The sequence below is a fragment of the Streptomyces fungicidicus genome (assembly GCF_003665435.1).
Classification (GTDB): Bacteria; Actinomycetota; Actinomycetes; order Streptomycetales; family Streptomycetaceae; genus Streptomyces; species Streptomyces fungicidicus.
Map to the genome: position 1 here is coordinate 1,321,916 of NZ_CP023407.1, position 25,614 is coordinate 1,347,529.

Below are 25,614 nucleotides of genomic sequence, written 5' to 3' on the forward strand. Positions count from 1 at the left end.
TCCGTCAGGACGGACATTGAGGACATACTGCCCTGGATTTGAGGGTGTATCCAGAGTGCGGCGACCTCGGAATCCGTCGCCGGCCGGTTCAGGCCGGCGTCACGGCGGCCCTGATCTCCTCCGCGAACCGCTCCACGGCGTCACGCAGAGCGACCGCTTCGGGACCGTGGCGCAACACTCCCCGGCTGACGTTCGGCACGACGTTGCGCACGGCGCGGCCGAAGACCGCCGGGAGGTCGGCCGGTGTGGCTCCCTGCGCGCCGATGCCGGGCGCCAGGATCGGCCCGCCCATGTCCAGGTCGTAGGAGGAGAGGTCGCCGAGTGTCGCGCCGACCACCGCGCCGAAGGAGCCCAGCGGCTCCTCGCCGGCGTTCTCCAGCGCGAGGTGACCGAGCATGGTCGCCCCGATGGTCCGCCCGTCGGCGCGGACCGCGTGCTGCACCTCGCCGCCCTCCGGATTGGACGTGAGCGCCAGCACGAACAGCCCCGTGCCGGACTCCCTGGCCAGTGCCACGGCCGGGCTCAGCGAGCCGTAGCCGAGGTACGGGGAGACGGTGAGGGCGTCCGAGAACAGGGGGGCGTCCCGGTGCAGGAAGGCCTCCGCGTAGGCGGCCATGGTGGAGCCGATGTCCCCGCGCTTGGCGTCCATGAGGACCAGCGCCCCGGCCGCCCGCGCCTCCTGGACCGTCCTCTCCAGGACGGCGACGCCGCGCGAGCCGAAGCGTTCGAAGAAGGCGCTCTGCGGCTTGAGCACGGCGACCCGGCCGGCGACCGCCTCGACCACCGTGCGGCTGAACCGCTCCAGGCCGTTCACGTCGTCGTTCAGGCCCCACTCGGCGAGCAGGGAGGCATGCGGGTCGATGCCCACGCACAGCGCGCCCCGCTCGTCCATCGCACGGCGCAGGCGCGCGCCGAAGGGTTCCGGAGCGGTCATACCGTCTTCCTCACGTCGGCGCCCACCGCGTCGGCGAGCGTGGCGTAGGGGCTGGTGCGCAGCCGCGCGGCGAGCCCCTTGTGCATGGCGCGGCCCCAGAAGGGGCCCTCGTAGATGAACGCGCTGTAGCCCTGGACCAGCGTGGCACCGGCCAGGATGCGCTGCCAGGCGTCCTCGGCGTTCTCGATGCCGCCGACGCCGACCAGGGTGATCCGGTCGCCGACGCGCGCGTAGAGGCGCCGCAGCACCTCTAGGGAGCGTGCCTTGAGGGGGGCGCCGGACAGGCCGCCGGTCTCCTTCACGACGGCCGGGTCGGACGTCAGGCCGAGTCCCTCACGGGCGATGGTGGTGTTGGTGGCGATGATGCCGTCCAGACCGAGCTCCACGGCGAGGTCGGCGACCGCGTCGACGTCCTCGTCGGCGAGGTCGGGAGCGATCTTCACCAGCAGCGGCACCCGGCGGGCCGGCACCGTGCGGTCGGCGGCCTCGCGGACGGCGGCGAGCAGCGGGCGCAGGTGGTCCACGGCCTGGAGGTCGCGCAGCCCGGGGGTGTTCGGCGAGGAGACGTTGACGACCAGGTAGTCGGCGTACGGCGCGAGCCGCTCGGCGGACTTCACGTAGTCGGCCACGGCCTCGTCCTCGGGGACGACCTTGGTCTTGCCGATGTTGACGCCGACGACCGTCCGGAAGACGGGCGTGCGGGAGGCCAGACGCGCGGCGACGGCGAGCGAGCCCTCGTTGTTGAAGCCCATGCGGTTGATCAGGGCCCGGTCCCCGACCAGACGGAACAGCCGCTTCCTGGGGTTGCCGGGCTGCGGCTCCCCGGTCACCGTGCCGATCTCGACATGGTCGAAGCCGAGCATGGCCATGCCGTCGATGCCGACGGCGTTCTTGTCGAAGCCGGCGGCGAGACCGAAGGGGCTGTGCAGCCGCAGTCCGAGCGCCTCGGTGCGCAGCTCCCCGTGGCGCGGGGCGAGCACGGCGGCGACGAAGGTGCGCAGGACGGGGACGCGGGCGACGCGGCGGATCCAGCCGAAGGCCAGGTGGTGGGCCTGCTCCGGGTCCATCCGCCGGAACAGCAGGGTGAAGAGAATCTTGTACATGATGTCCTCATGAAGAGGGGGACACCGTTTCCGGTGTCCCCCTGGGGGCTGCTGCTAGTCGCGGGCCGCGGTCAGATGTTCCGCGTGTTCCTGGAGCGAGCGGACGCCCACCTCACCGCGGTTGAGCGCGTCGATGCCCTGGACCGCGGCGGCGAGCGCCTGGACGGTCGTCAGACAGGGCACGGAGCGGGCCACCGCGGCCGTACGGATGTCGTAGCCGTCGAGGCGGCCGCCGGTGCCGTACGGGGTGTTGACGATGAGGTCGACCTCGCCGTCGTGGATGAGCTGGACGATGGTCTTCTCGCCGTTCGGGCCGGTGCCCTCGGACTGCTTGCGGACCACCGTGGCGTTGATGCCGTTGCGCTTGAGGACCTCGGCGGTGCCGGAGGTGGCGAGCAGCTCGAAGCCGTGCGCCACCAGCTCCCGCGCGGGGAAGATCATCGAGCGCTTGTCGCGGTTGGCGACCGAGATGAACGCGCGTCCCTTCGTCGGCAGCGGCCCGTAGGCGCCGGCCTGCGACTTGGCGTACGCCGTGCCGAAGACGGAGTCGATGCCCATGACCTCGCCGGTGGAGCGCATCTCCGGGCCGAGGACCGTGTCGACGCCGCGGCCGTGGATGTCCCGGAAGCGGGACCAGGGCAGCACGGCCTCCTTGACGGAGATCGGCGCGTCCAGCGGCAGCTCGCCGCCGTCGCCGTGCGCCGGGAGCAGCCCCTCGGCGCGCAGTTCGGCGACGGTGGCGCCCAGCGAGATCCGCGCGGCGGCCTTGGCCAGCGGCACCGCGGTCGCCTTCGAGGTGAAGGGGACGGTGCGCGAGGCGCGCGGGTTGGCCTCCAGGACGTAGAGGATGTCCCCGGAGAGCGCGAACTGGATGTTGATCAGGCCGCGCACCCCGACACCGCGCGCGATGGCCTCCGTGGAGGCCCGCAGCCGCTTGATGTCGAAGCCGCCCAGGGTGATCGGGGGCAGGGCGCACGCCGAGTCGCCGGAGTGGATGCCGGCCTCCTCGATGTGCTCCATGACGCCGCCGAGGTAGAGCTCCTCGCCGTCGTAGAGGGCGTCCACGTCGATCTCTATGGCGTCGTCGAGGAAGCGGTCGACGAGCACCGGCCGGGAGGGGCTGATCTCGGTCGACTCGGCGATGTACGACTCCAGCCGGGTCTCGTCGTAGACGATCTCCATGCCGCGCCCGCCGAGCACGTAGGACGGCCGGACGAGGACCGGGTAGCCGATCTCGTCGGCGATGGCCTTGGCCTCGGTGAAGGTGGTGGCGGTGCCGTGCTTGGGGGCCGGCAGGCCGGCCTCCTTGAGGACCCGGCCGAAGGCGCCGCGGTCCTCGGCGGCGTGGATGGCCTCCGGGGAGGTGCCGACGATCGGCACGCCGTTGTCCTTCAGCGCCTGCGACAGACCGAGCGGGGTCTGTCCGCCGAGCTGGACGACGACGCCCGCGACCGGTCCGGCCTGCTGCTCGGCGTGGACGATCTCCAGTACGTCCTCCAGGGTGAGCGGCTCGAAGTACAGCCGGTCGGAGGTGTCGTAGTCGGTGGAGACGGTCTCCGGGTTGCAGTTGACCATCACGGTCTCGTAGCCGGCGTCGCTCAGCGCGAAGGAGGCGTGGACGCAGGAGTAGTCGAACTCGATGCCCTGGCCGATGCGGTTCGGGCCGGAGCCCAGGATGATCACCGCGGGCTTCTCGCGGGGCGCGACCTCGGTCTCCTCGTCGTAGGAGGAGTAGAAGTACGGCGTCCGCGCGGCGAACTCGGCGGCGCAGGTGTCGACCGTCTTGTAGACCGGGCGGATGCCGAGGGCGTGCCGGACCTCGCGGACGACGTCCTCGCGCAGGCCGCGGATCTCGGCGATCTGCTGGTCGGAGAAGCCGTGCCGCTTGGCCTCGGCGAGCAGGTCGCGGGTCAGCTCGGGGGCGGCGGCCAGCTCGTCGGCGATCTCCTTGATCAGGAAGAGCTGGTCGACGAACCAGGGGTCGATCTTCGTGGCGTCGAAGACCTCCTCGGGGGTGGCGCCCGCCCGGATGGCGCCCATGACGGCGTTGATCCGGCCGTCGGTGGGGCGCACCGCCTCGCGCAGCAGCTCGGTCTTGTCGCCCGGCTCGCCGACGAAGGTGAACTGGCTGCCCTTCTTCTCCAGCGAGCGCAGCGCCTTCTGGAAGGCCTCGGTGAAGTTGCGGCCGATGGCCATGGCCTCGCCGACCGACTTCATGGTGGTGGTGAGGGTGGAGTCGGCACTCGGGAACTTCTCGAACGCGAACCGGGGCGCCTTCACGACCACGTAGTCGAGCGTCGGCTCGAAGGAGGCCGGGGTCTCCTGGGTGATGTCGTTGGGGATCTCGTCGAGCGTGTAGCCCACGGCGAGCTTCGCGGCGATCTTGGCGATCGGGAAACCGGTCGCCTTGGAGGCGAGCGCGGAGGAGCGCGACACCCGGGGGTTCATCTCGATGACGATGACCCGGCCGTCCTCGGGGTTCACCGCGAACTGGATGTTGCAGCCGCCGGTGTCGACGCCGACCTCGCGGATGATCGCGATGCCGACGTCGCGCAGCACCTGGTACTCGCGGTCGGTCAGCGTCATCGCCGGGGCGACGGTGATCGAGTCGCCGGTGTGCACGCCCATCGGGTCGAAGTTCTCGATGGAGCAGACGACCACGACGTTGTCGTGCTTGTCGCGCATCAGCTCCAGCTCGTACTCCTTCCAGCCGAGGATGGACTCCTCCAGGAGCACCTCGGTGGTCGGCGAGAGGGTGAGGCCCTGGCCCGCGATGCGGCGCAGCTCCTCCTCGTCGTGCGCGAAGCCGGAGCCTGCGCCGCCCATGGTGAAGGAGGGGCGGACGACCACGGGGTAGCCGCCGAGCGCCTCGACGCCCCTGAGGACGTCGTCCATCGAGTGGCAGATGTGGGAGCGGGCCGACTCGCCGTGCCCGATCTTCTTGCGGACCTCCTCCACGACCTCCTTGAACAGGTCGCGGTCCTCGCCCTTGTGGATCGCCTCCACGTTGGCGCCGATCAGCTCGACGCCGTACTTCTCGAGGACGCCGTTGCCGTGCAGGGAGATCGCGGTGTTGAGCGCCGTCTGGCCGCCCAGGGTGGGCAGCAGGGCGTCCGGCCGCTCCTTGGCGATGATCTTCTCGACGAACTCGGGGGTGATCGGCTCGACGTAGGTGGCGTCGGCGATCTCCGGATCGGTCATGATCGTCGCCGGGTTGGAGTTCACCAGGACGACGCGCAGGCCCTCGGCCTTGAGCACGCGGCACGCCTGGGTGCCGGAGTAGTCGAACTCGGCGGCCTGGCCGATGACGATCGGGCCGGACCCGATGACCAGGACGGACTGGATATCGGTGCGCTTAGGCACGCTGGCCCTCCATCGGGACGGTGCTCATCAAAGACGTGAAGCGGTCGAACAGGTAGGCGGCGTCGTGCGGGCCCGCTGCCGCTTCGGGGTGGTACTGGACGCTGAATGCCGGCTTGTCGAGGAGCTGGAGGCCTTCCACCACGTTGTCGTTCAGACACACGTGGGACACCTCGGCGCGGCCGAACGGGGTGTCGGAGACCTCGTCGAGCGGGGCGTCGACGGCGAAGCCGTGGTTGTGCGCGGTGACCTCGACCTTGCCGGTCGTGCGGTCCTGCACCGGCTGGTTGATGCCGCGGTGGCCGTACTTCAGCTTGTAGGTGCCGAAGCCGAGGGCTCGGCCCAGGATCTGGTTGCCGAAGCAGATGCCGAACAGGGGGGTGCCGCGCTCCAGGACCGCCCGCATCAGGGCGACCGGGTGGTCGGCGGTGGCGGGGTCGCCGGGGCCGTTGGAGAAGAACACGCCGTCGGGCTCCACCGCGTAGACGTCCTCGACGGTCGCGGTCGCGGGCAGCACGTGCACCTCGATGCCGCGTTCGGCCATGCGCTGCGGGGTCATGCCCTTGATGCCGAGGTCGACGGCGGCGACGGTGAACTTCTTCTCGCCGATCGCGGGGACGACGTACGGCTCGGTGGTGGCGACCTCGGCGGACAGGTCGGCGCCCGCCATCTGGGGGGCTTCCTGTACCCGGGCCAGCAGCGCGGCGTCGTCGCGCACGGCGTCGCCGCTGAAGATGCCGACGCGCATCGCGCCGCGCTCGCGCAGGTGGCGGGTGAGCGCGCGGGTGTCGATGCCGCTGATGCCGACGACGCCCTGGGCGGCGAGCTCGTCGTCCAGGGAGCGGCGGGAGCGCCAGTTGGAGGGCGTCCGGGCGGGGTCGCGGACGACGTAGCCGGAGACCCAGATCCGCTTCGACTCGGCGTCCTCGTCGTTGACGCCGGTGTTGCCGACGTGCGGGGCGGTCATGACCACGACCTGGCGGTGGTACGACGGGTCGGTGAGGGTCTCCTGGTAGCCGGTCATGCCGGTGGAGAACACCGCTTCGCCGAAGGTCTCCCCCACCGCCCCGTAGGCACGGCCGCGGAAGATCCGGCCGTCCTCCAGGACGAGTACGGCGGGAACCTTGCCGGTTCCCCTGGTGGAGGTTGTCATCGTGCGCCTTCCGTCTTGTTGATCAGGTGATTGAGGGTCTCGACCCATGCGTTGTGCTCCGCCGCGCTGTCGGAGCGGAAGCCCGAGTCGATCAGCCGCTCGCCGTGCGCCCAGGTGACGACCAGCAGGCCGCCCTCGGTGAGGACCTTGCCCGCGATGCCCTTGTCGAGCCGGGCGCCGCGCAGCGCACGGGCCGGGACGAAGAAGTCGTCCGCCCCGGGGCGTACGACGTCCAGTCCGGCGTCGGTCAGCGTGAGCTCGGCACGGCTGCGGGTGCCCAGGCCGTGCGCCACGATGCGGTCCAGCCACTGACCGGCGGTGGTGGATCCGTGGTAGCGGCCGCTCATCGTCAGTCTCGCCGGGCCCGGGTCGTCCGGCGCGCCGTGCAGCTCGGGCAGGTCGCCCTGGAGGGTGCCCCGCCACTTCCAGCCTTCGCGCATCAGCCAGTAGACGAGCGCGACGAAGAGGGCGAGTCCGACGACCCAGCCGATCCGGGCGGCCCAGTCGGTCACTTCCGCCGATTCCTTCTCGGCGGCCAGCAGGAGGAGAGGTGTCACGTGAGCTTCCCGTCGACGAGCGTGGCCTTGCCCCGGAGCCAGGTGTGCGTGACACGGCCCGGCAGCTCACGGCCCTCGTAGGGGGTGTTGCGGCTGCGCGAGGCGAAGCCCGCGGGGTCCACAGGGCCACGGTATGCCGAGTCGACGAGGGTGAGGTTGGCGGGCTCACCTGCCGAGACGGGACGGCCATGGCCCTCGGCCTGTCCGATGCGTGCGGGCTGGAAGGACATGCGGTCGGCGACGCCGGCCCAGTCCAGCAGGCCCGTGTCGACCATTGTCCCCTGGACCACGGACAGTGCGGTCTCCAGGCCGACCATGCCCATGGCGGCGGCGGCCCACTCGCAGTCCTTGTCCTCGTGCGGGTGCGGGGCGTGGTCGGTGGCGACGATGTCGATGGTGCCGTCGGCGAGCGCCTCGCGCAGCGCCATGACGTCCCGCTCGGTGCGCAGCGGCGGGTTGACCTTGTAGACCGGGTTGTACGACCGGACCAGTTCGTCGGTGAGCAGCAGGTGGTGCGGGGTGACCTCGGCGGTGACCCGGATGCCGCGGGACTTGGCCCAGCGGACGATCTCGACGGACCCGGCGGTCGACAGGTGGCAGATGTGCACCCGGGAGCCGACGTGCTCGGCGAGGAGCACGTCGCGGGCGATGATCGACTCCTCGGCGACCGCGGGCCAGCCGCCCAGGCCCAGTTCCGCGGAGACGACGCCCTCGTTCATCTGGGCGCCCTCGGTCAGCCGGGGCTCCTGGGCGTGCTGGGCCACGACGCCGTCGAAGGCCTTCACGTACTCCAGTGCGCGGCGCATGATCACGGCGTCGTGGACGCACTTGCCGTCGTCGGAGAAGACGGTGACGCCGGCCGCGGACTCGTGCATCGCGCCCAGCTCGGCGAGCTTCTTCCCGTCCAGGCCGACGGTGACGGCGCCGATGGGCCGTACGTCGCAGTAGCCGTGCTCCTGGCCGAGCCGCCAGACCTGCTCGACCACGCCGGCGGTGTCGGCGACCGGGAAGGTGTTGGCCATGGCGAACACGGCCGTGTAGCCGCCGCTCGCCGCCGCCCGGGTGCCGGTCAGGACGGTCTCGGAGTCCTCGCGGCCGGGCTCGCGCAGGTGGGTGTGCAGGTCGACGAGGCCCGGCAGGAGGATCCTGCCCCCGGCCTCGACGACGTCGGCGCCGTCGGCCGGCAGCCCGGTGCCCACCTGAGTGATCGTTTCGCCGTCGATCAGGACGTCCTGCGGCTCGCCGCCGAGCACCTTCGCACCACGGATCAGGGTCTTGCTCATCGTTCTTACTTCTCCTCGGTGGTACGGGCGGGGGTGAAGGCGGGTTCGTTGCCGCCGAGCAGCAGGTACAGGACGGCCATCCGGACGGAGACACCGTTGGCGACCTGTTCGATCACGGTGCAGCGGTCGGAGTCCGCGACCTCGGCGGTGATCTCCATGCCACGGACCATCGGGCCGGGGTGCATCACGATGGCGTGCTCCGGCATCCGCGCCATCCGGTCGCCGTCGAGGCCGTAGCGGCGGGAGTACTCCCGCTCGGTGGGGAAGAAGGCGGCGTTCATCCGCTCGCGCTGGACGCGCAGCATCATCACCGCGTCGGACTTGGTCAGCACCGAGTCGAGGTCGTAGGACACCTCGCAGGGCCAGGTGTCGACGCCGACCGGCAGCAGGGTCGGCGGGGCGACCAGGGTGACCTCGGCGCCGAGGGTGTGCAGCAGGTCGACGTTGGAGCGGGCGACCCGGCTGTGCAGGACGTCGCCGACGACGGTGATGCGCCGGCCGGAGAGGTCCTTGCCGAGCCCGGCGTCCCGGCCGACCAGCCGGCGCCGCATGGTGAACGCGTCCAGCAGGGCCTGCGTGGGGTGCTGGTGGGTGCCGTCGCCCGCGTTGATCACATGGGCGTCGATCCAGCCGGACGTGGCCAGCCGGTACGGGGCCCCGGAGGCGCCGTGCCGGATGACCACGGCGTCGACCCCCATGGCTTCCAGGGTCTGGGCGGTGTCCTTCAGGGACTCGCCCTTGGAGACGCTGGAGCCCTTGGCGGTGAAGTTGATGACGTCCGCGGACAGCCGCTTCTCGGCGGCCTCGAAGGAGATCCGGGTGCGGGTGGAGTCCTCGAAGAAGAGGTTCACCACGGTCCGGCCGCGCAGGGTCGGCAGTTTCTTGATCGGCCGGTCGGCGACCCGGGCCATCTCCTCGGCGGTGTCGAGGATCAGGACGGCGTCGTCGCGGGTGAGGTCGGCGGCCGAGATGAGATGACGCTGCATCTGTCAGGCTCCGTAAGGCAGTTCAATGAGGAGAAATCGGGCAGACGGGTGCGCCCGTGGGCGCGCCGAGCCGGCGCACGCCGTCGACGTGCGCGCCGAAGCGCTACTGGGCGGTCTGCTTGGCGCCGAGCAGCACGGTGTCGCGACCGTCCTCCTCGGCGAGCAGGACCTTGACCGTCTCCCGCAGCGACGTGGGGAGGTTCTTGCCGACGTAGTCGGCGCGGATGGGCAGTTCGCGGTGGCCGCGGTCGACGAGGACGGCGAGCTGCACCGCGCGGGGGCGCCCGATGTCGTTCAGCGCGTCGAGGGCGGCGCGGATGGTGCGGCCGGAGAAGAGCACGTCGTCGACGAGGACGACCAGCTTGCCGTCGATGCCGTCACCGGGGATCTCGGTGCGGGCCAGCGCACGCGGCGGGTGCATGCGGAGGTCGTCGCGGTACATGGTGATGTCGAGCGAGCCGACCGGGACCTTGCGCTCGGTGATCTGCTCGAGCTTGTCGGCGAGACGCCGGGCGAGGAAGACGCCCCGGGTCGGGATGCCGAGGAGCACCACGTCGTCGGCGCCCTTGGCGCGTTCGACGATCTCGTGGGCGATGCGGGTCAGCACCCGCGCGATGTCGGGGCCTTCGAGCACGGGACGTGCGTCCTGCTGCGGGCTCTGGGAGTTCTGCTTGTCCATATGAAACGGACCTCCTTCTCCGCCTCACGGGACGGATCTTAAAGGACGTCGGATGTGCGTTCCTCAGGCTAGCAGGTCGCCATCCGGCGGCAGCGACACCCCCGATCACCCGTATGGCGTAGCCGATCTTCGCTACCACGGAAGAGTCGGTGTGGACCATTCGGCTTGACGCACGAGTGTAACGCTGCGTAACCTCACAGTGAGTTACCAGCCGCGCGGCATGGAAACCAGCCAGTCGCGTCGACACAGTGCCGGGGAGCCATATGTCCAGCGAATACGCCAAACAGCTCGGGGCCAAGCTCCGGGCGATCCGCACCCAGCAGGGCCTTTCCCTCCACGGTGTCGAGGAGAAGTCCCAGGGCCGCTGGAAGGCGGTCGTGGTCGGTTCGTACGAGCGCGGCGACCGCGCCGTGACCGTGCAGCGCCTCGCGGAGCTGGCGGACTTCTACGGCGTCCCGGTGCAGGAGCTGCTGCCCGGCACGACTCCCGGCGGCGCCGCCGAGCCGCCGCCGAAGCTGGTCCTGGACCTGGAGCGGCTGGCCACGGTGCCGGCCGAGAAGGCGGGCCCGCTGCAGCGCTACGCGGCGACGATCCAGTCGCAGCGCGGTGACTACAACGGCAAGGTGCTCTCGATCCGCCAGGACGACCTGCGCACGCTCGCCGTGATCTACGACCAGTCGCCCTCGGTCCTCACCGAGCAGCTGATCAACTGGGGCGTGCTGGACGCGGACGCGCGCCGTGCCGTGGCCACGCACGAGGAGGCGTAACCGCTTCGCGGGCACGCGGATCCACGGGTACGCAGAAACGTGCCGCCGGGGTGGTCCGGACCTCATGAGGTCCGGACCACCCCGGCGCTTTTGCATACCGTGGGGACAGCGTCCTTACGGCGCGCCGCGCACGCTCACGCCTCGCGGCGGAGCGACGGCTTCAGCTCCTTGAGCCTGCCGAGCAGACCGTTCACGAACGAGGGCGACTCGTCCGTCGAGAACTCCTTCGCCAGCTGCACCATCTCGTCGAGGACAACCGCGTCCGGGGTCTCGTCCACCCAGATCAGCTCGTACGCGCCGAGCCGCAGGATGCTGCGGTCGACGACCGGCATCCGGTCGAGCGTCCAGCCGACCGAGTACTGGCCGATCAGCTCGTCGATGCGCTTCGCGTGCTCCGCGTAGCCCTCGACGAGCTGCATCGTGTACTCGCTGACCGGCGGCTGCCGGGTGTCGGACCGGGCGTGCCGGATCCAGTCGGCGAGGACGGTCAGGACCTCGGCGCCGCGCTGATCGCCCTCGAAGATGATCTGGAAGGCGCGCTTGCGGGCCGTGTTGCGGGCAGCCACGGTTAGCTGTTCACCCGGCCGAGGTAGTCGCTCGTACGGGTGTCGACCTTGATCTTCTCACCGGTGGTGATGAAGAGGGGGACCTGGATCTGGTGACCGGTCTCCAGGGTGGCCGGCTTGGTGCCGCCGGTGGAGCGGTCGCCCTGCACGCCCGGCTCGGTCTCCTGGATGGTCAGCTCGACGGCGGCCGGCAGCTCGACGAAGAGCACCTCGCCCTCGTGCTGTGCGACGGTCGCCTCGAAGCCCTCGATGAGGAAGTTCGCGGCGTCCGCGACCGTCTTGCGGTCGATGTGGAGCTGGTCGTAGGTCTGCATGTCCATGAAGACGAAGTAGTCGCCGTCCATGTACGAGAACTGCATGTCGCGCTTGTCGACGGTGGCCGTTTCGACCTTGACGCCGGCGTTGAAGGTCTTGTCGACGGTCTTGCCGGACAGCACGTTCTTCAGCTTGGTGCGCACGAAGGCGGGGCCCTTGCCGGGCTTGACGTGCTGGAACTCGACGACGGACCAGAGCTGGCCGCCTTCGAGCTTGAGCACCATGCCGTTCTTGAGGTCGTTCGTGGAAGCCACGGTTGCGGAATCTCCTGGGCTGGACTGACTGACGTGGACGACGGCCGGGGCGGGGGCAGGCGCACAGCGCGGGGCTAGAGCGCGAGCAGCTCCTTGGTCGTGATGGTGAGTAGCTCGGGTCCGCCGTCCGCCTCGGGGCGCACGACGAGCGTGTCATCGATCCGGACTCCGCCCCTGCCCGGGAGATGGACCCCCGGTTCGACGGTTACCGGCACGCAAGCGTCCAGTTTACCCATGGCCGCCGGGGTCAATTGAGGGTCCTCGTCGATTTCCAGTCCTACGCCGTGGCCGGTGGCCATGGGAAGGGCCTCGGCGTACCCGGCGGAGTCCAGTACGTGGCGGGCCGCGCGGTCCACGTCACGGCAGGCGGCGCCGGGGACGAGGGACTCCCGGCCGGCGCGCTGGGCCGAGAAGACGAGGTCGTACAGCTCGATCTGCCAGTCCGCGGGGGCCGTGCCGATGACGAACGTGCGGCCGATCTCGCAGCGGTAGCCGCGGTAGGTGGCGCCCAGGCAGACGGAGAGGAAGTCGCCCTCCTCCACGCGGCGGTCGGTGGGGCGGTGGCCCGGCCGGCCGGCGTTCGGGCCGGTGGCGACGGAGGTGGGGAACGCGGGGCCGTCGGCGCCGTGGTCGACGAGGCGGCGCTCGAGTTCGAGGGCGAGGTGGCGTTCGGTGCGGCCGACGAGGATGGACTCCAGGAGTTCGCCCAGGGCCTGGTCGGCGATCTCTGCGCCGATGCGGAGGCAGGAGATCTCCTCCTCGTCCTTGACGATGCGCTGCTGTTCGACCGCGCAGCCGATGCCGGCGAGGCGGAGGCGGGGGGCGACGGAGTGGATCTCGCGGTGGCGGGTGACGGTGAGATGGTGTTCTTCCACCGCGAGGGAGTCGACGCCCTGGGCCGCGGCGAGGCCGGCGGCGGCTACTGCGGCGTCGCCGCCGAGGCCGGGGACGATGTGGACGCGCAGGGCTTCGTCGGGGCGGCTCTGGGGTGAGCGGTCGTCGGGCGGGCCGACGCACACCAGCAGGTCCTCGGTTCCGCCCAGCAGGAGCACGGCGCCTTCGGGGGCGGCGCCGGCGAGGTAGCGCACGTTGGCGGGGCGGGACACCAGCGCCGCCGCGCTGCCGCCCGCGTTGCAGCAATCCCTTAGCCGCGTCCGGCGGACCGCGTGAACCTCTGACATTCTTCGAGCGTAGGAGGGGTGGCGGGATGTCGCCGGTCGAGCGGGGCCGAGTGGGGGGCGGGGGTGGGGTGGTGGGGTGAGGGCGCCGCAATCGGGCCCATCCGGTGCTGCCACGGGGAACGGCGTGAGGACCGGCTAAGCGGCGCCCTCACCCCACCACCCCACCCCCCAGCTGCGGGAAGTCGCAACGCACCCAGCTGCGGGAAGTCGCGACGCACCCAGCTGCGGGCAGTCGTGCCGCTGGGGCGGCACGGGTGGGCGCAGCGGCACCCCGCGAACGCGGGTGAGTGAAACCCAGCCCCGAGCCCGCACAGCGACCCCAGCCGCGATGCCCGCCCAGCTGCAGGCAGTCGTGCCGAGGGCTTCGGGGCCGTCAGAAGGCCGGGGTCGCTACCACGGTGGGGGGCTGGCGATCGAGCGGGCCAGGACGTCGTCCAGGATGCGGGCCGTCTCCGGTATGTCCAGCTGGGAGTTGTCGATGATGGGCAGACCCGACCCGTACCAGCCGGCCATGCGGCCGTGGATACGGGCGACCTCCTCGTCGGTGAGACGCCGGTTGCCCGAGCGCTCCGCGTTGCGCTCCAGGACGATGTCCAGGCCGGGGAGGAGGACGACCGGCAGCAGGCCGGGACCCACGTGCCGCTTCCAGCCGCCGAGGCCGACGACCGGCCGGTCGGGGAAGACGGCGTCGTCGAGGATGCAGGAGATGCCGTTGGCGAGGAAGTTGCGCGCGGCGAAGCCGCAGGTGCGGCGGGCCAGGCGGTACTGCGCCTCGGAGTGGTCGTTCCAGCCGGACTGGGGGTCGGCGAAGCCGGAGCGGACCCACTCGCGCACGTCGTCGAGGCTGATGTGGGCGGTCGGGACCCGGCGGTGCTCCGCCCAGTACTTGGCCACGCTGGTCTTGCCGGCGCCGGCCGGTCCTATCAGCAGCACCGCCATGATCGTCCCGGCCGGGTCGGGTGCCGCGGGCGCCTGCGGAGGGCTGGGCATGGCGACCGGGCCGCCGGGCGGCAGCGGCACATGGCCCGTGGTGTCGGGCGGCGGCGGGAACGAGCCGTGCGGGGCGGGCGCGGGCGGAGGCACCTGAAAGCCCGGTGCCTGGGGCGGCGCGGGCGCGGGGCCCTGGTGCGCGCCTGCTCCGGGCGGCGGGCCCGGGTGATGTGCGGCCGGTGACCAGCCCGCGGCCGGTCCCTGCCCCTGAGGGGGCGGCGGCAGCGGAGAACCCACTGCGTGCTGCATCCGGTGCCACTCCGTCTCGTTCAGGCGATGGGCGCTGACAGCGGGCGCTCACCCGCTCTCCGGCACAGCCTAAGGGGCGCAAGGCGCTCCCCTGCCGATCGGTGCCGCCCCCGGCTGTCGTACGGTGAACGGCCGGGGGCGGTCCGAAGTGCCCTCGTTACTCTCCGACTTCGCCGTAGGCGGCGAGCAGGACGGCCGGGTCCGGCCCCTCCAGCACCGTGGGCTTGCCGAGACCGTCGAGGACGATGAAGCGCAGCAGGTCACCGCGGGACTTCTTGTCGACCTTCATGGTCTCCAGCAGCTTGGGCCACTGGTCGTAGCGGTAGTGCAGGGGCAGGCCGACCGATTCGAGGACCGTGCGGTGCCGGTCCGCGGTGGCCTCGTCCAAACGGCCCGCGAGGCGGCCCAGTTCGGCGGCGAAGTGCATGCCGACGGACACCGCCGCGCCGTGGCGCCACTTGTAGCGCTCGTTCTTCTCGATGGCGTGGCCGAGGGTGTGGCCGTAGTTGAGGATCTCGCGGAGGCCCGACTCCTTCAGGTCGGAGGAGACCACCTCCGCCTTGACCCGGATCGAACGCTCGATCAGTTCCGCGGTGTGCGGGCCGGCCGGGCTGCGGGCGGCCTGGGGGTCGGACTCGATGAGGTCCAGGATCGCCGGGTCGGCGATGAAGCCGGCCTTGATGACCTCGGCGAGTCCGGAGACGTAGTCGTTGACCGGGAGGGAGTCCAGGGCCGCCAGGTCGCACAGCACGCCGGCGGGCGGGTGGAAGGCTCCGACCAGGTTCTTGCCCTCGGCGGTGTTGATGCCGGTCTTGCCGCCCACGGCCGCGTCGACCATGGCGAGCACGGTGGTCGGGATCGCGATCCAGCGGACCCCGCGCAGCCAGGTCGCGGCGACGAAGCCGGCCAGGTCGGTGGTGGCTCCGCCGCCCACGCCGACGATGACGTCGGTGCGGGTGAAGCCGGACTGCCCGAGCGCCTTCCAGCAGTAGGCGGCGACCTCGGCGGTCTTGGCCTCCTCCGCGTTGGGCACCTGGATGGCGATCGCCTCGTAGCCCTGGCCGGCCAGGTCGGCGCGGAGCGCGTCGCCGGTCTCGGCGAGTGCTTCGGGGTGCAGGATGGCGACCCGCTTGGCCCGGTCACCGATCAGCCCGGCCAGCTCGCCGAGGAGCTGACGGCCCACCAGGACGTCGTAGGGTTCGGTGCCCGCCGTGCCGCCGATGTGGATCCGCGTCACTGCTTCGCTGCTCATGCTTCTTTCCACTCCAGTGCGTCCAGGGCGGCCTCGGTGACCTCTTCGGGCGTGCGGCCGTCGGTCGGTACGACGGCGGTGGCGGCCTCCTCGTACAGGTGCCGGCGCGCCTCCATCAGTTCGCGCCACTGCTTGCGCGGGTTGACCGCCAGCAGCGGGCGGGCGACGCCCAGGCCGGTGCGCCTGACCGCCTCCTCGACCTGCATCGACAGGTACACGACGCGCTGCCCGGTGAGCAGCTCGCGGGTGTCGGGGTCGAGGATCGCTCCCCCGCCGAGTGCCAGGACGCCGTCGTGTTCGGTGAGCGCGGTGCGCACCGCCCGCTTCTCGATCGCCCGGAAGGCCGGTTCCCCCTCGTCGACGAAGATGTCGGCGATGGTCCTGCCCTCGGCGGCGACGATGTCGTCGTCGGTGTCGCGGTAGGCGACGCCCAGCCGCTCGGCCAGCAGATGGCCGACGGTGGACTTGCCGACCCCCATGGGGCCGACGAGGACGATCAGCGGGCTCACCGGATGGCCAGGTTCTCGAGGTAGGAGGTCACGTTGCGGCGGGTCTCGGTGACGCTGTCGCCGCCGAACTTCTCCGCGACCGCGTCGGCGAGGACCAGGGCGACCATCGCCTCGGCGACGATGCCGGCGGCCGGCACGGCGCACACGTCGGAGCGCTGGTGGTGGGCGGCGGCCTCCTCGCCGGTGACGACGTCCACCGTCCTGAGCGCCCGCGGCACGGTCGCGATCGGCTTCATCGCAGCCCGCACGCGCAGCAGCTCGCCGGTGGTCAGTCCGCCCTCGGTGCCGCCGGAGCGGCCGGAGGCGCGCTTGATGCCCTCGTCGGTGGCGAGGATCTCGTCGTGCGCCTTGGAGCCGGGCACCCGGGCGAGGTCGAAGCCGTCGCCGACCTCGACGCCCTTGATCGCCTGGATGCCCATGAGGGCGGCGGCCAGGCGTGCGTCGAGGCGGCGGTCCCAGTGGACGTGAGAGCCGAGGCCGACCGGGACGCCGTACGCCAGCACCTCGACGACACCGCCCAGGGTGTCGCCGTCCTTGTGGGCCTGGTCGATCTCCGCGACCATCGCCTTCGAGGCGTCCGCGTCCAGGCAGCGCACCGGATCCTCGTCCAGCCGCTCCACGTCGGCGGGGGTCGGGTACACGCCGTACGGCGCCTTGGCCGCGGCCAGCTCGACGACGTGGCTGACGATCTCGACGCCGGCCGTCTCCTTCAGGTACGACCGTGCCACCGCGCCCAGCGCCACGCGGGCGGCGGTCTCACGGGCGGAGGCACGCTCGAGGATCGGCCGGGCCTCGTCGAAGCCGTACTTCTGCATGCCGGCCAGGTCGGCGTGGCCGGGGCGGGGGCGGGTCAGCGGGGCGTTGCGCGCCAGGCCGGCCAGCACCTCCGGGTCGACCGGGTCGGCGGCCATGACCTGGTCCCACTTGGGCCACTCGGTGTTGCCCACCATGACGGCGATCGGGGAGCCGAGGGTCAGACCGTGCCGGACTCCGCCGAGGAAGGTGACCTCGTCGCGCTCGAACTTCATCCGGGCGCCGCGACCGTAGCCCAGCCGCCGCCTCGCGAGGTGGTCCGCCACCATGTCCGTGGTGATCGGCACGCCGGCGGGAAGGCCCTCCAGCGTCGCGACGAGTGCGGGTCCGTGGGACTCCCCCGCGGTCAGCCAGCGCAACCTGCTCAACGGTGCTCCTCCATGCTCGCGCCCCGGTACTGCCCTGCGTACGCGCGGTCTCGCGTACGGCTGCGGCGTGACGGGGTGCGCGGCCCCGGTCCGCCATGTCCGATCCTCCCACGTCCGGTCCGGGTGTCCGGCCGCCGGTCCATCAGGCGGACGGCGGGATCGCGGGCCGCGGGAGGCGGCCGGGACGCGGGCCGGAGCCGGGCGGGGCGGTCAGGCCCGGCCGTCGCCCGGGCGCTGCCGCGGCGCGTGGGCGCCGAGGAAGTCGGCCCCGCTGGGCTGCTGCGCGGGCCCTGCGGGCCGCGGTGCGTACTGGCCCAGGTAGTCCGCGCCGCTGCCCTGGCCGTACTGGGCCGCGGCGTGTACCGGACGGCCGTCGCGGACCGCGCGGCGATACGCGACCTTGCGTTTGATCTTCACGGCCCAGGACGACAGGACGGCTAGCACGACCAGGGCCAGCACCGTGATCTGCACCCAGTCGGGCAGGAAGCCCAGCACGGACTCGAATATCTGGGACTTCACCGACGCCAGCGGTATGCCTGCGGACATGGAACGCGTTCCCCTCCCCTGTTCCGCCCCCTGCGGAACCGAGGGTGGATCCTAGCGGTCCGCGAGGGCGCGTTCGCCCGCTTTTCGCATGGCCTCCAGCGGCGCCGGGGTGTGGCCGGTCATCTGCTCCACCTGCAGCACCGCCTGGTGCACCAGCAGGTCGAGACCGCCGACCACGGCGCCCCCGTACGCCGACCAGCGGGCGGCGAGCTCGGTCGGCCACGGGTCGTAGAGGACGTCGAAGAGTGCCGCCGGGCGTTCCGGGACGGCCCGGGCGAGGGTGTCCGTGACACCTGCCGGGGTGGTGCTGACGACCAGGGGGGCGTGCAGGGCCCGCTCGGCGTCGTCCCAGTCGGCGATGCGCAGGGTCACGTCGAGCCGCTCGGCCCACCGGCGCATCTCGGTGGCACGGGCGGCGCTGCGGACGTAGACGACGATCTCGTCCGAGCAGATCCGGCCCAGCGCGGCCAGCGCCGAGGAGGCGGTGGCGCCCGCGCCGAGGATCGCGGCCGTCTCCACCTTGTCGATGCCGTGCTCCCGCAGGGCGGCGACCATCCCGGGGATGTCGGTGTTGTCGCCGGTGCGGCGGCCGTCCGGCGTGAGGACGACCGTGTTGACCGCCTCCACCGAGGTCGCGGTGTCGCTGATCGAGTCGAGCAGCGGGATCACGGCCCGCTTCAGCGGCATCGTCAGCGACAGTCCCGCCCACTGCGGTCCCAGCGTGTCGAAGAAGCCCGGGAGCGCCTGCTCGTCGACGTCGAAACGGTCGTACGTCCAGCCTTCCAGACCCAGCTCCGCGTAGGCCGTGCGGTGCAGCACCGGGGAGAGGGAGTGGGCGATCGGGGAGCCGAGCACGGCGGCCCTGCGGGCGGCGGGCATCAGTCGCCCCTCGACGCGTTGAACTTGTCGACGAGCTTCTGGTGCTCCTCGATGGTCTTGGCGAACTCGGTCTTGTGCATGCCGTCCGTGGCCACGAAGTACATCCAGCCGTCGCTGGTCGGTTTCAGGGCGGCCCGCAGGGCCTCCTCGCCCGGATTGCCGATCGGGCCGGGCGGCAGCCCCCTGTTGGTGTACGTGTTGTACGGGTCGGGGTTGCTGTTGATCTCCGACTCGGAGATGTCGATCTCGCTCTGGCCCTTGAGGTAGTTGAAGCTCGAGTCGAACTGGAGTTCCTGGTTCGTCTCGGTGTTGGTGGGCTTGAGCCGGTTGTAGATCACCTCGGACATCTTGCGGAAGTCGTCGTGGGTCTTGCCCTCGGCCTGGACCAGGCTCGCGACCGTGACCAGCTCCCACGGTCCGTCGAGACCGAGGCTCTCGGCCTTGCCCTCGAAGTCGAGCTCCTCGTACTTCGCGGTGGCCCGGGCCACCATCTCCTTGAGCACGTCCTCGGGTTTCTGGCCCTTGGCGACGGAGTAGCTGGACGGATAGAGGAAGCCCTCCAGCGGGTCCTTGACGTTCTCGTGGTTCTTGGCCCAGTCGGGCAGGCCGAGGCTCTTCCACTTGGTCTCGGCCACCTTGGCCGTGGTGCCCGCCTTGGCCCCGAGACGCTTGTCGATCGCCTCGTAGATGACGGCGTTGCGCCTGCCCTCCGCGATGATCAGGCTGTTGCGGCTCTTCGGGCTGAGCATCAGTTCGACCGCGCTCGCGGCCGACATCTCCTTCTCCAGCGTGTACACGCCGTCCTGGATGTTCTTGCCCTGGGGGGCGGCCGCCTGGGCCGCGACGAACGCGTCGACGCTCTTGACCACGCCCTGTTTCTTGAGCACCTGGCCGATGGCGTAGCCGCCGGAACCCTTGGGGATCGTGACGGTCACCTGCTCGCCGTTGCCGGATCCCGCGAAGTCGGGGGCGCTGCCGAAACGATCCTGGTAGAACTGGTAGCCGAAGTAGCTGATACCGGCCAGGCCGCCGCCGAAGACCACGACCACCACGAGGCAGGCCAGTCCGCTGCGCCGTTTCCTCTCCTTGCCGCCCCGGCCCCGGCGTTCGCCGCGTCCGCTCCGGTCACCCGGCTCGTCGTCGTCGGCACCACCGTCGTCGCCGCCCGCGAAGAAGGCGTGTTCGCCCTGGTCGGGGCCCGGGTCCCAGTCGTTCTCCGGCTCGGGTTCCGCGCGGCGCCGGGCGGGTGGCTCGGGGGGCGGGTAGGCGTCGGGGGTGCTGTAGTAGTCGGCCTGCTCACCGCCGTACGGCGGCCCGGGCTGCTGGCCGTAGGGATCCGCCGGGCCGGCGGCGTACGGGTCACCCGGCTGGGAGCCCGTGGGCCAGCCGTTCTGGTCGTACTGCGGCTGGTGCTGCTGCGGCGCGTACTGCTGCTGGTCGTACTGCTGCTGGTCGTACTGCGGGTACTGCTGCCCGCCGCCGTACCCCTGCTGCTCCCCGGTGCCCCAGTCGCCGTACTGCTGCTGCGTCTGCGGCTGCTGCGGATAGTGCTGTGGCTGGCCGCCGTAGGGGGACTGCTGACCCTGCTGGGTCTGCTGTCCGCCCCATCCGCCGTCCCCGTACAACGGGTCGTCCGGATGCCACGGTTCGGAGCCCTGGCCCCGGCCATACTCAGTCATCGATCCCCTAGAGCCGCGAGGCGGCGGGCGCGGGGCCACCTGAAGACCACGGCTCCCGTACCGCCTCTTTCTGTGCGGCGGCTGTTCGAACACCGTCCGCATCGCGCGGAACGTTACCGTACCGCGATCAGATGACCACTTCGACGCCCTCACCGGGTGGTCTGCCTGACACCCGTTCGGATTCCAGCGCCTGCTGGAGGATGATCACGGCGGCGGCCTGGTCGATGACCGAGCGGCCCTTCTTGGACTTCACCCCGGAAGCGCGCAGTCCCTGGCTCGCCGTGACCGTGGTCATCCGCTCGTCGACCAGGCGCACCGGCACGGGGGCGATGCCGCGGGCCAGCTCCCGCGCGAAGCCCCTGACCTTGGCCGCGGCCGGGCCCTCGCCCCCCTTGAGGGAGCGGGGGAGGCCGACGACGACCTCGATCGGCTCGTACTCCTGCACGAGCAGCCCGAGCCGGCGGTGCGCGGCCGGGACGTCCCGGCCGGGCACCGTCTCCACCGGCGTGGCGAGGATCCCGTCGGGGTCGCACGAGGCGACCCCGATGCGGGCGTCCCCGACGTCGATCGCGAGACGGCGGCCGCGGCGCATCACCGGGCCGTCCGTCCGCTCGTTCACCGGGTCGTTCACTTGGCGGTGTCCGCCACGAGCCGTTCGACGGCGTCGACGGCCTCGCCGACGGCGGCCGGGTTCTGGCCGCCGCCCTGGGCGACGTCCGGCTTGCCGCCTCCGCCGCCGCCGAGCGTCTTGGCGGCCGTGCGGACCAGGTCACCGGCCTTGAGACCGCGCTCACGGGCGGCGTCGTTGGTGGCGATGACCGTGAGCGGCTTGCCGTTGTTCACCGTGAACAGGGCGACCACGACGGCCCGGCCGCCCTGGATCCGGCCGCGTACGTCGAGGACCAGCTTGCGCAGGTCGTCGGGCGTCGTGCCGTCCGGCACCTGGCCGGTGACGACGGCGACGCCGCGGACGTCCTTGGCGGACTCGGCGAGACCGGCGGCGGCCTGGAGCACCTTCTCGGCGCGGAACTTCTCGATCTCCTTCTCGGCGTCCTTCAGCTTGCCGAGCATGGCGGAGACCTTCTCGGGCAGTTCCTCCGAGCGGCCCTTGAGCAGTTCGGTGAGCTGGTTGACGACCGTGTGCTCACGGGCGAGGAAGTTGTAGGCGTCCACGCCGACCAGGGCCTCGATGCGGCGCACGCCGGAGCCGATGGAGGACTCGCCGAGCAGCTTCACCAGACCCAGCTGGGCGGTGTTGTGGACGTGGGTGCCGCCGCACAGCTCCTTGGAGAAGTCTCCGATGGTGACGACCCGCACGCGCTCGCCGTACTTCTCGCCGAACTCGGCGATGGCGCCCTGCTTGCGGGCCTCGTCGATGCCCATGACGTCGGCGCGCACGTCGAGGTCGCGGGAGAGCACCTCGTTGATCTTCTGCTCGACGTCGGTCATCACGGCCGTCGGCACGGCGGACGGGGAGCCGAAGTCGAAGCGGAACCGGCCGGGCTGGTTCTCGGAACCGGCCTGGGCGGCCGTCGGGCCGAGGGCGTCGCGCAGGGCCTGGTGGGTGAGGTGGGTGGCCGAGTGGGCGCGGGCGATGGCGGTGCGGCGGCGCCCGTCGATCGAGGCGTGGGCCCTGGCGCCGACGGTGATCTCGCCGACCTGGACCACGCCCTTGTGGACGTACACGCCCGGGACCGGCTTCTGGCAGTCGCGGATCTCGATGACGGCGCCGTTGTCGGCCCGGATCCGGCCGGTGTCGCCGATCTGGCCGCCGCCCTCGGCGTAGAACGGGGTGCGGTCGAGGACGATCTCGACCTCGTCGCCCTCGGTGGCGGCCGGGGAGGAGACGCCGTCGACGAGGATGCCGACGACGGTGGACTCGCCCTCGGTGGCGGTGTAGCCGATGAAGTCGGTGGCCCCGGCGCGGTCGGCGATCTCTCGGTAGGCGCCGAGGTCGGCGTGGCCGGTCTTCTTGGACAGGGCGTCGGCCTTGGCCTTCTCCCGCTGCTCCTTCATCAGGCGGCGGAAGCCGTCCTCGTCCACGGAGAGCCCCTGTTCGGCGGCCATCTCCAGGGTGAGGTCGATCGGGAAGCCCCAGGTGTCGTGGAGCAGGAAGGCCTTGTCGCCGGGCAGCACGGCGGAGCCGGCGGACTTGGTGTCGGTGATGGCCGTGTCGAGGATGTTGGTGCCGGCCTTCAGCGTCTTCAGGAAGGCGTTCTCCTCGGCGAGGGCGACCTTCTCGATGCGCTCGCGGTCGGTGACCAGCTCGGGGTACTGCTGCCCCATCATGCCGATGACGACGTCGATCAGGTCCTTGACGACCGGGCCGGTGGCGCCGAGCAGGCGCATGTTGCGGATGGCGCGGCGCATGATGCGGCGCAGTACGTAGCCGCGGCCCTCGTTGCCGGGGGTGACGCCGTCGCCGATGAGCATCACGGAGGTGCGCATGTGGTCGGTGACCACGCGCAGCGAGACGTCGGAGGCGTGGGCGTCGCCGTACCGCACGCCGGTCAGCTCGGTGGCCCTGGCGATGACGGCCATGGAGGTGTCGATCTCGTACATGTTCTGCACGCCCTGCAGAATCATGGCGAGCCGCTCGAGGCCGAGACCGGTGTCGATGTTCTTGCTCGGCAGGTCGCCGAGGATCTCGAAGTCGTCCTTGCCGGTGCCCTCGCCCCGCTCGTACTGCATGAAGACGAGGTTCCAGATCTCCACGTACCGCTCGTCGTTGACGGCGGGGCCGCCCTCGGCGCCGAACTCGGGGCCGCGGTCGTAGTTGATCTCGGAGCAGGGGCCGCAGGGGCCCGGGACGCCCATGGACCAGAAGTTGTCCTTCTTGCCCAGGCGCTGGATGCGCTCGGCGGGCACGCCGACGACGTCGCGCCAGATCTGCTCGGCCTCGTCGTCGTCCTGGTAGACGGTGATCCACAGACGCTCGGCGTCGAGGCCGTAACCGCCCTTGTCCTGAGAGCTGGTGAGCAGCTCCCAGGCGAGCTTGATGGCGCCTTCCTTGAAGTAGTCGCCGAAGGAGAAGTTGCCGCACATCTGGAAGAACGTGCCGTGCCGGGTGGTCTTGCCGACCTCTTCGATGTCCGGCGTGCGGACGCACTTCTGCACGCTGGTGGCGCGGTCGAAGGGCGGCTTGACCTCGCCCAGGAAGTAGGGCTTGAAGGGCACCATGCCGGCCGGGACGAGGAGCAGAGTCGGGTCGTCCGCGATGAGCGACGCCGAAGGGACGACGGTGTGCCCGCGCTCCTCGAAGAAGCTCAGCCAGCGGCGGCGGATCTCGGCCGACTCCATCAGTGGTCCTCATTCCGGTTGTACGGGTGGGTCGGGTACGCCGGCTTGTGCGCCGGGCCCTCGACGTACTTGGGGCTGTTGCGGTTCTCGATGACGGCATAGCTCCGGGGCGCCGGGAGTTCGCGGTCGACGGGGGCGTTGAGCCCGAGCGCGTCGCCCAGTTCGGCCTCGCGCCGGTGCATGTTGTCGCGGACCTCGAGCGCGAAGTCCACCGCGCGGTCCCTGAGCCGGCCGCCGGCCTCGATCGCCTTGTTCGCCGCGGTGACGGCGAGGTGCTCGGGCGTCAGCTGCTTGATCTTGCGGTTGACCTTGGTGGTGGCCCACACTCCGGCGGCGACGCCGGTGGTGAACCAGAACGTTCGGCGGAACATCGCTGGGTCAGTCCCTCTTCCCCCGGGTCCGCTTGCCCCGCCGCGCCCCCGGGACGGTACGGCCGGCGATCACGGTACGCCTCGGCGCGTCGGCCGGGGCGTCCTCCTTGCGGCCGCTGACGGCACGGCGGACGCCGTAGCCGAAGGCGGCGACCTTGACCAGGGGGCCGCCGAAGGTGGAGGCCACGGTGGTCGACAGCGCGGAGGCGTTGGAGGTGACCTCCTGGACGTCGGAGGCGATCGCGTCGACCCGTTCGATCTGGGTCTGCGCGGACCGCACCGCCGTGGAGGCGTCCGCGAGCAGCGGCACCGCCTGGTCGGTCACCTCCGCCACGAGTCTGGTGGTCGCCCGGAGCGTCTGGGCCAGCCTCGCCAGCGCGACGGCGAGGAAGGAGACCAGGATCGCCCAGAACACGGCCACCAGGATTCCGGCCACCTCGCCACCGGACACTGTGTGCACCCGCTCCCTTGAAACGCGCCTGTACATCGAGAAAGTAGTGCGACCGAGCCTATCGCGCCGGTGACGCGACTCCGTACCGGATTACCGTGCTCCACCGGCCGAGTCGTCCCGGGGCGCGGCGCGGGCGAAGACGAGCCCGCCGCCTCGCCCGCCGGGAGGGCGGGGAGACGGCGGGCTCGGGATACCGCGTCGTCCGCTGGGATCAGCGGGCGTAGTACTCGACGACGAGCTGCTCGTCGCAGATCACCGGGATCTCCTTGCGGTTCGGCTCACGGTCCAGGCGGAACGCCAGGGACTTGAGGTTCACCTGGAGGTAGCGCGGGATCTCGCCGTCGGGGGCGAAGCCGCCTTCACGGGCGATCGTGAAGAGGGTCTTCTCCTTGCTGCGCTCGCGCACCTGCACGACGTCGTCCGGGCGGACACGGAAGGAGGGCTTGTCGACCTTCTTGCCGTTGACCTGGATGTGGCCGTGCACGACCATCTGGCGGGCCTGGTAGATCGTGCGGGCGATGCCCGAACGCAGGACCAGCGCGTCGAGACGGCGCTCGAGCTCGATGACCAGGGCCTCACCGGTCTTCATCGACGTCTTGGCGGCACGCTCGTAGGCGCGGACCAGCTGACGCTCGGAGATGTCGTACTGAGCGCGCAGACGCTGCTTCTCGAGCAGACGGACCTTGTAGTCCGAGTTCTGCTTGCGGCCACGGCCGTGCTCGCCCGGCGGGTAGGGGCGGGCCTCGAAGTACTTGACGGCCTTCGGGGTCAGCGCGATGCCGAGGGCACGCGACTTCTTGACCTTGGGGCGGGACTGGTTCGCCACTTCTTTTCCTTTTCCTTTTCGGCTGCCTCAGGGTTACGGGAGGTCGCATCCGCAGCCGGGGAATTCCCCTCGGGTCCGCGAGGACCCTTGGGGCAGCCGCTCCCCTGGTCTGGGCACATACGTGCAGCACACGAACGGCCCACCGACCGGTCCCGGAAGATACGGGGAGGTGGTGGGCTGCCCGCGACACCTACGACGGTGCGCGACGCTCCTGGATCGAAGATCCGGCTGGATGTCCCGCCT

24 protein-coding genes are annotated in these 25,614 nt (G+C 71.2%); 1 reads left to right on the top strand and 23 read right to left on the bottom strand.

Features of this window, described 5'->3' with window-relative positions:
• Nucleotides 1-88 precede the first annotated feature (88 nt).
• The 8 genes from pyrF to pyrR all read right to left on the bottom strand — a co-directional run bounded on the left by pyrF (nt 89) and on the right by pyrR (nt 10,055).
• Entirely contained in the window at nt 89-934 is an 846-nt protein-coding gene (gene pyrF / locus CNQ36_RS05970; protein WP_121545227.1) for an orotidine-5'-phosphate decarboxylase, read from the bottom strand.
• Entirely contained in the window at nt 931-2,037 is a 1,107-nt protein-coding gene (locus CNQ36_RS05975) for a quinone-dependent dihydroorotate dehydrogenase (RefSeq protein ID WP_121545228.1), read from the bottom strand. Before CNQ36_RS05975 ends, pyrF begins: the two co-directional genes overlap by 4 nt.
• Before the next feature lie 54 nt (nt 2,038-2,091).
• Nucleotides 2,092-5,400 carry a carbamoyl-phosphate synthase large subunit gene (carB, locus tag CNQ36_RS05980; protein ID WP_121545229.1) on the bottom strand — a complete coding sequence of 1,103 codons (3,309 nt, stop codon included), beginning with the start codon at nt 5,398-5,400 and terminating at the stop codon, nt 2,092-2,094.
• Nucleotides 5,393-6,550: a glutamine-hydrolyzing carbamoyl-phosphate synthase small subunit gene (carA, locus tag CNQ36_RS05985; RefSeq protein ID WP_121545230.1), complete on the bottom strand. Its 1,158-nt coding sequence runs from the start codon at nt 6,548-6,550 to the stop codon at nt 5,393-5,395. Before carA ends, carB begins: the two co-directional genes overlap by 8 nt.
• Nucleotides 6,547-7,107, bottom strand: a complete 561-nt coding sequence (locus CNQ36_RS05990; RefSeq protein WP_121545231.1) for a PH-like domain-containing protein — start codon at nt 7,105-7,107, stop codon at nt 6,547-6,549. The genes carA and CNQ36_RS05990 overlap by 4 nt, the downstream gene beginning before the upstream one ends.
• Nucleotides 7,104-8,390 carry a dihydroorotase gene (locus CNQ36_RS05995; protein ID WP_004933962.1) on the bottom strand — a complete coding sequence of 429 codons (1,287 nt, stop codon included), beginning with the start codon at nt 8,388-8,390 and terminating at the stop codon, nt 7,104-7,106. Before CNQ36_RS05995 ends, CNQ36_RS05990 begins: the two co-directional genes overlap by 4 nt.
• Before the next feature lie 5 nt (nt 8,391-8,395).
• On the bottom strand, nt 8,396-9,376 hold the full coding sequence (locus CNQ36_RS06000) for an aspartate carbamoyltransferase catalytic subunit (protein WP_004933959.1): 981 nt from the start codon (nt 9,374-9,376) through the stop codon (nt 8,396-8,398).
• 103 nt (nt 9,377-9,479) lie between these two features.
• On the bottom strand, nt 9,480-10,055 hold the full coding sequence (pyrR, locus tag CNQ36_RS06005; protein WP_121545232.1) for a bifunctional pyr operon transcriptional regulator/uracil phosphoribosyltransferase PyrR: 576 nt from the start codon (nt 10,053-10,055) through the stop codon (nt 9,480-9,482).
• A gap of 263 nt (nt 10,056-10,318) precedes the next feature.
• Here pyrR and bldD point away from each other — a divergent pair, with 263 nt between their 5' ends.
• The gene (gene bldD / locus CNQ36_RS06010; protein ID WP_004933955.1) at nt 10,319-10,822 is read left to right on the top strand and encodes a transcriptional regulator BldD; all 504 of its coding nucleotides are present in this window, start codon (nt 10,319-10,321) and stop codon (nt 10,820-10,822) included.
• A gap of 134 nt (nt 10,823-10,956) precedes the next feature.
• Here bldD and nusB read toward each other — a convergent pair whose 3' ends face one another.
• The 15 genes from nusB to rpsD all read right to left on the bottom strand — a co-directional run bounded on the left by nusB (nt 10,957) and on the right by rpsD (nt 25,371).
• Nucleotides 10,957-11,388: a transcription antitermination factor NusB gene (nusB, locus tag CNQ36_RS06015; RefSeq protein WP_004933952.1), complete on the bottom strand. Its 432-nt coding sequence runs from the start codon at nt 11,386-11,388 to the stop codon at nt 10,957-10,959.
• Nucleotides 11,389-11,390: 2 nt separating this feature from the next.
• Entirely contained in the window at nt 11,391-11,957 is a 567-nt protein-coding gene (gene efp / locus CNQ36_RS06020; RefSeq protein WP_004933948.1) for an elongation factor P, read from the bottom strand.
• Nucleotides 11,958-12,031: 74 nt separating this feature from the next.
• Entirely contained in the window at nt 12,032-13,138 is a 1,107-nt protein-coding gene (locus CNQ36_RS06025; RefSeq protein ID WP_121545233.1) for an aminopeptidase P family protein, read from the bottom strand.
• Between the two features lie 390 nt (nt 13,139-13,528).
• Complete coding sequence (locus CNQ36_RS06030) at nt 13,529-14,377, bottom strand: Pro-rich N-terminal domain-containing protein (protein WP_121545234.1); 849 nt, start codon at nt 14,375-14,377, stop codon at nt 13,529-13,531.
• A 157-nt stretch (nt 14,378-14,534) separates the two neighbouring features.
• A complete protein-coding gene (gene aroB / locus CNQ36_RS06035; RefSeq protein ID WP_004933941.1) occupies nt 14,535-15,629 on the bottom strand; it encodes a 3-dehydroquinate synthase in 1,095 nt (364 codons plus the stop codon).
• Nucleotides 15,626-16,108: a shikimate kinase gene (locus tag CNQ36_RS06040; RefSeq protein ID WP_050782637.1), complete on the bottom strand. Its 483-nt coding sequence runs from the start codon at nt 16,106-16,108 to the stop codon at nt 15,626-15,628. The genes aroB and CNQ36_RS06040 overlap by 4 nt, the downstream gene beginning before the upstream one ends.
• Nucleotides 16,109-16,134: 26 nt before the next feature.
• Nucleotides 16,135-17,319, bottom strand: coding sequence for a chorismate synthase (aroC, locus tag CNQ36_RS06045; protein WP_121545235.1), 1,185 nt, complete (start codon nt 17,317-17,319; stop codon nt 16,135-16,137).
• Between the two features lie 210 nt (nt 17,320-17,529).
• Complete coding sequence (locus CNQ36_RS06050) at nt 17,530-17,865, bottom strand: hypothetical protein (RefSeq protein ID WP_121545236.1); 336 nt, start codon at nt 17,863-17,865, stop codon at nt 17,530-17,532.
• A gap of 51 nt (nt 17,866-17,916) precedes the next feature.
• Nucleotides 17,917-18,744 (bottom strand): shikimate dehydrogenase, encoded by an 828-nt coding sequence (locus tag CNQ36_RS06055; protein WP_121545237.1) that lies wholly within the window; start codon nt 18,742-18,744, stop codon nt 17,917-17,919.
• On the bottom strand, nt 18,744-20,423 hold the full coding sequence (gene mltG / locus CNQ36_RS06060; RefSeq protein ID WP_121545238.1) for an endolytic transglycosylase MltG: 1,680 nt from the start codon (nt 20,421-20,423) through the stop codon (nt 18,744-18,746). The genes CNQ36_RS06055 and mltG overlap by 1 nt, the downstream gene beginning before the upstream one ends.
• A gap of 127 nt (nt 20,424-20,550) precedes the next feature.
• A complete protein-coding gene (gene ruvX, locus CNQ36_RS06070) occupies nt 20,551-21,015 on the bottom strand; it encodes a Holliday junction resolvase RuvX (RefSeq protein WP_040908845.1) in 465 nt (154 codons plus the stop codon).
• Nucleotides 21,016-21,050: 35 nt separating this feature from the next.
• Nucleotides 21,051-23,723 carry an alanine--tRNA ligase gene (gene alaS, locus CNQ36_RS06075; protein ID WP_121545239.1) on the bottom strand — a complete coding sequence of 891 codons (2,673 nt, stop codon included), beginning with the start codon at nt 23,721-23,723 and terminating at the stop codon, nt 21,051-21,053.
• Entirely contained in the window at nt 23,723-24,094 is a 372-nt protein-coding gene (locus CNQ36_RS06080) for a hypothetical protein (RefSeq protein WP_004933918.1), read from the bottom strand. The genes alaS and CNQ36_RS06080 overlap by 1 nt, the downstream gene beginning before the upstream one ends.
• Before the next feature lie 7 nt (nt 24,095-24,101).
• Nucleotides 24,102-24,554: a DUF948 domain-containing protein gene (locus CNQ36_RS06085; protein WP_086014723.1), complete on the bottom strand. Its 453-nt coding sequence runs from the start codon at nt 24,552-24,554 to the stop codon at nt 24,102-24,104.
• A 202-nt stretch (nt 24,555-24,756) separates the two neighbouring features.
• Entirely contained in the window at nt 24,757-25,371 is a 615-nt protein-coding gene (rpsD, locus tag CNQ36_RS06090) for a 30S ribosomal protein S4 (protein WP_004933912.1), read from the bottom strand.
• Nucleotides 25,372-25,614 lie beyond the last annotated feature (243 nt).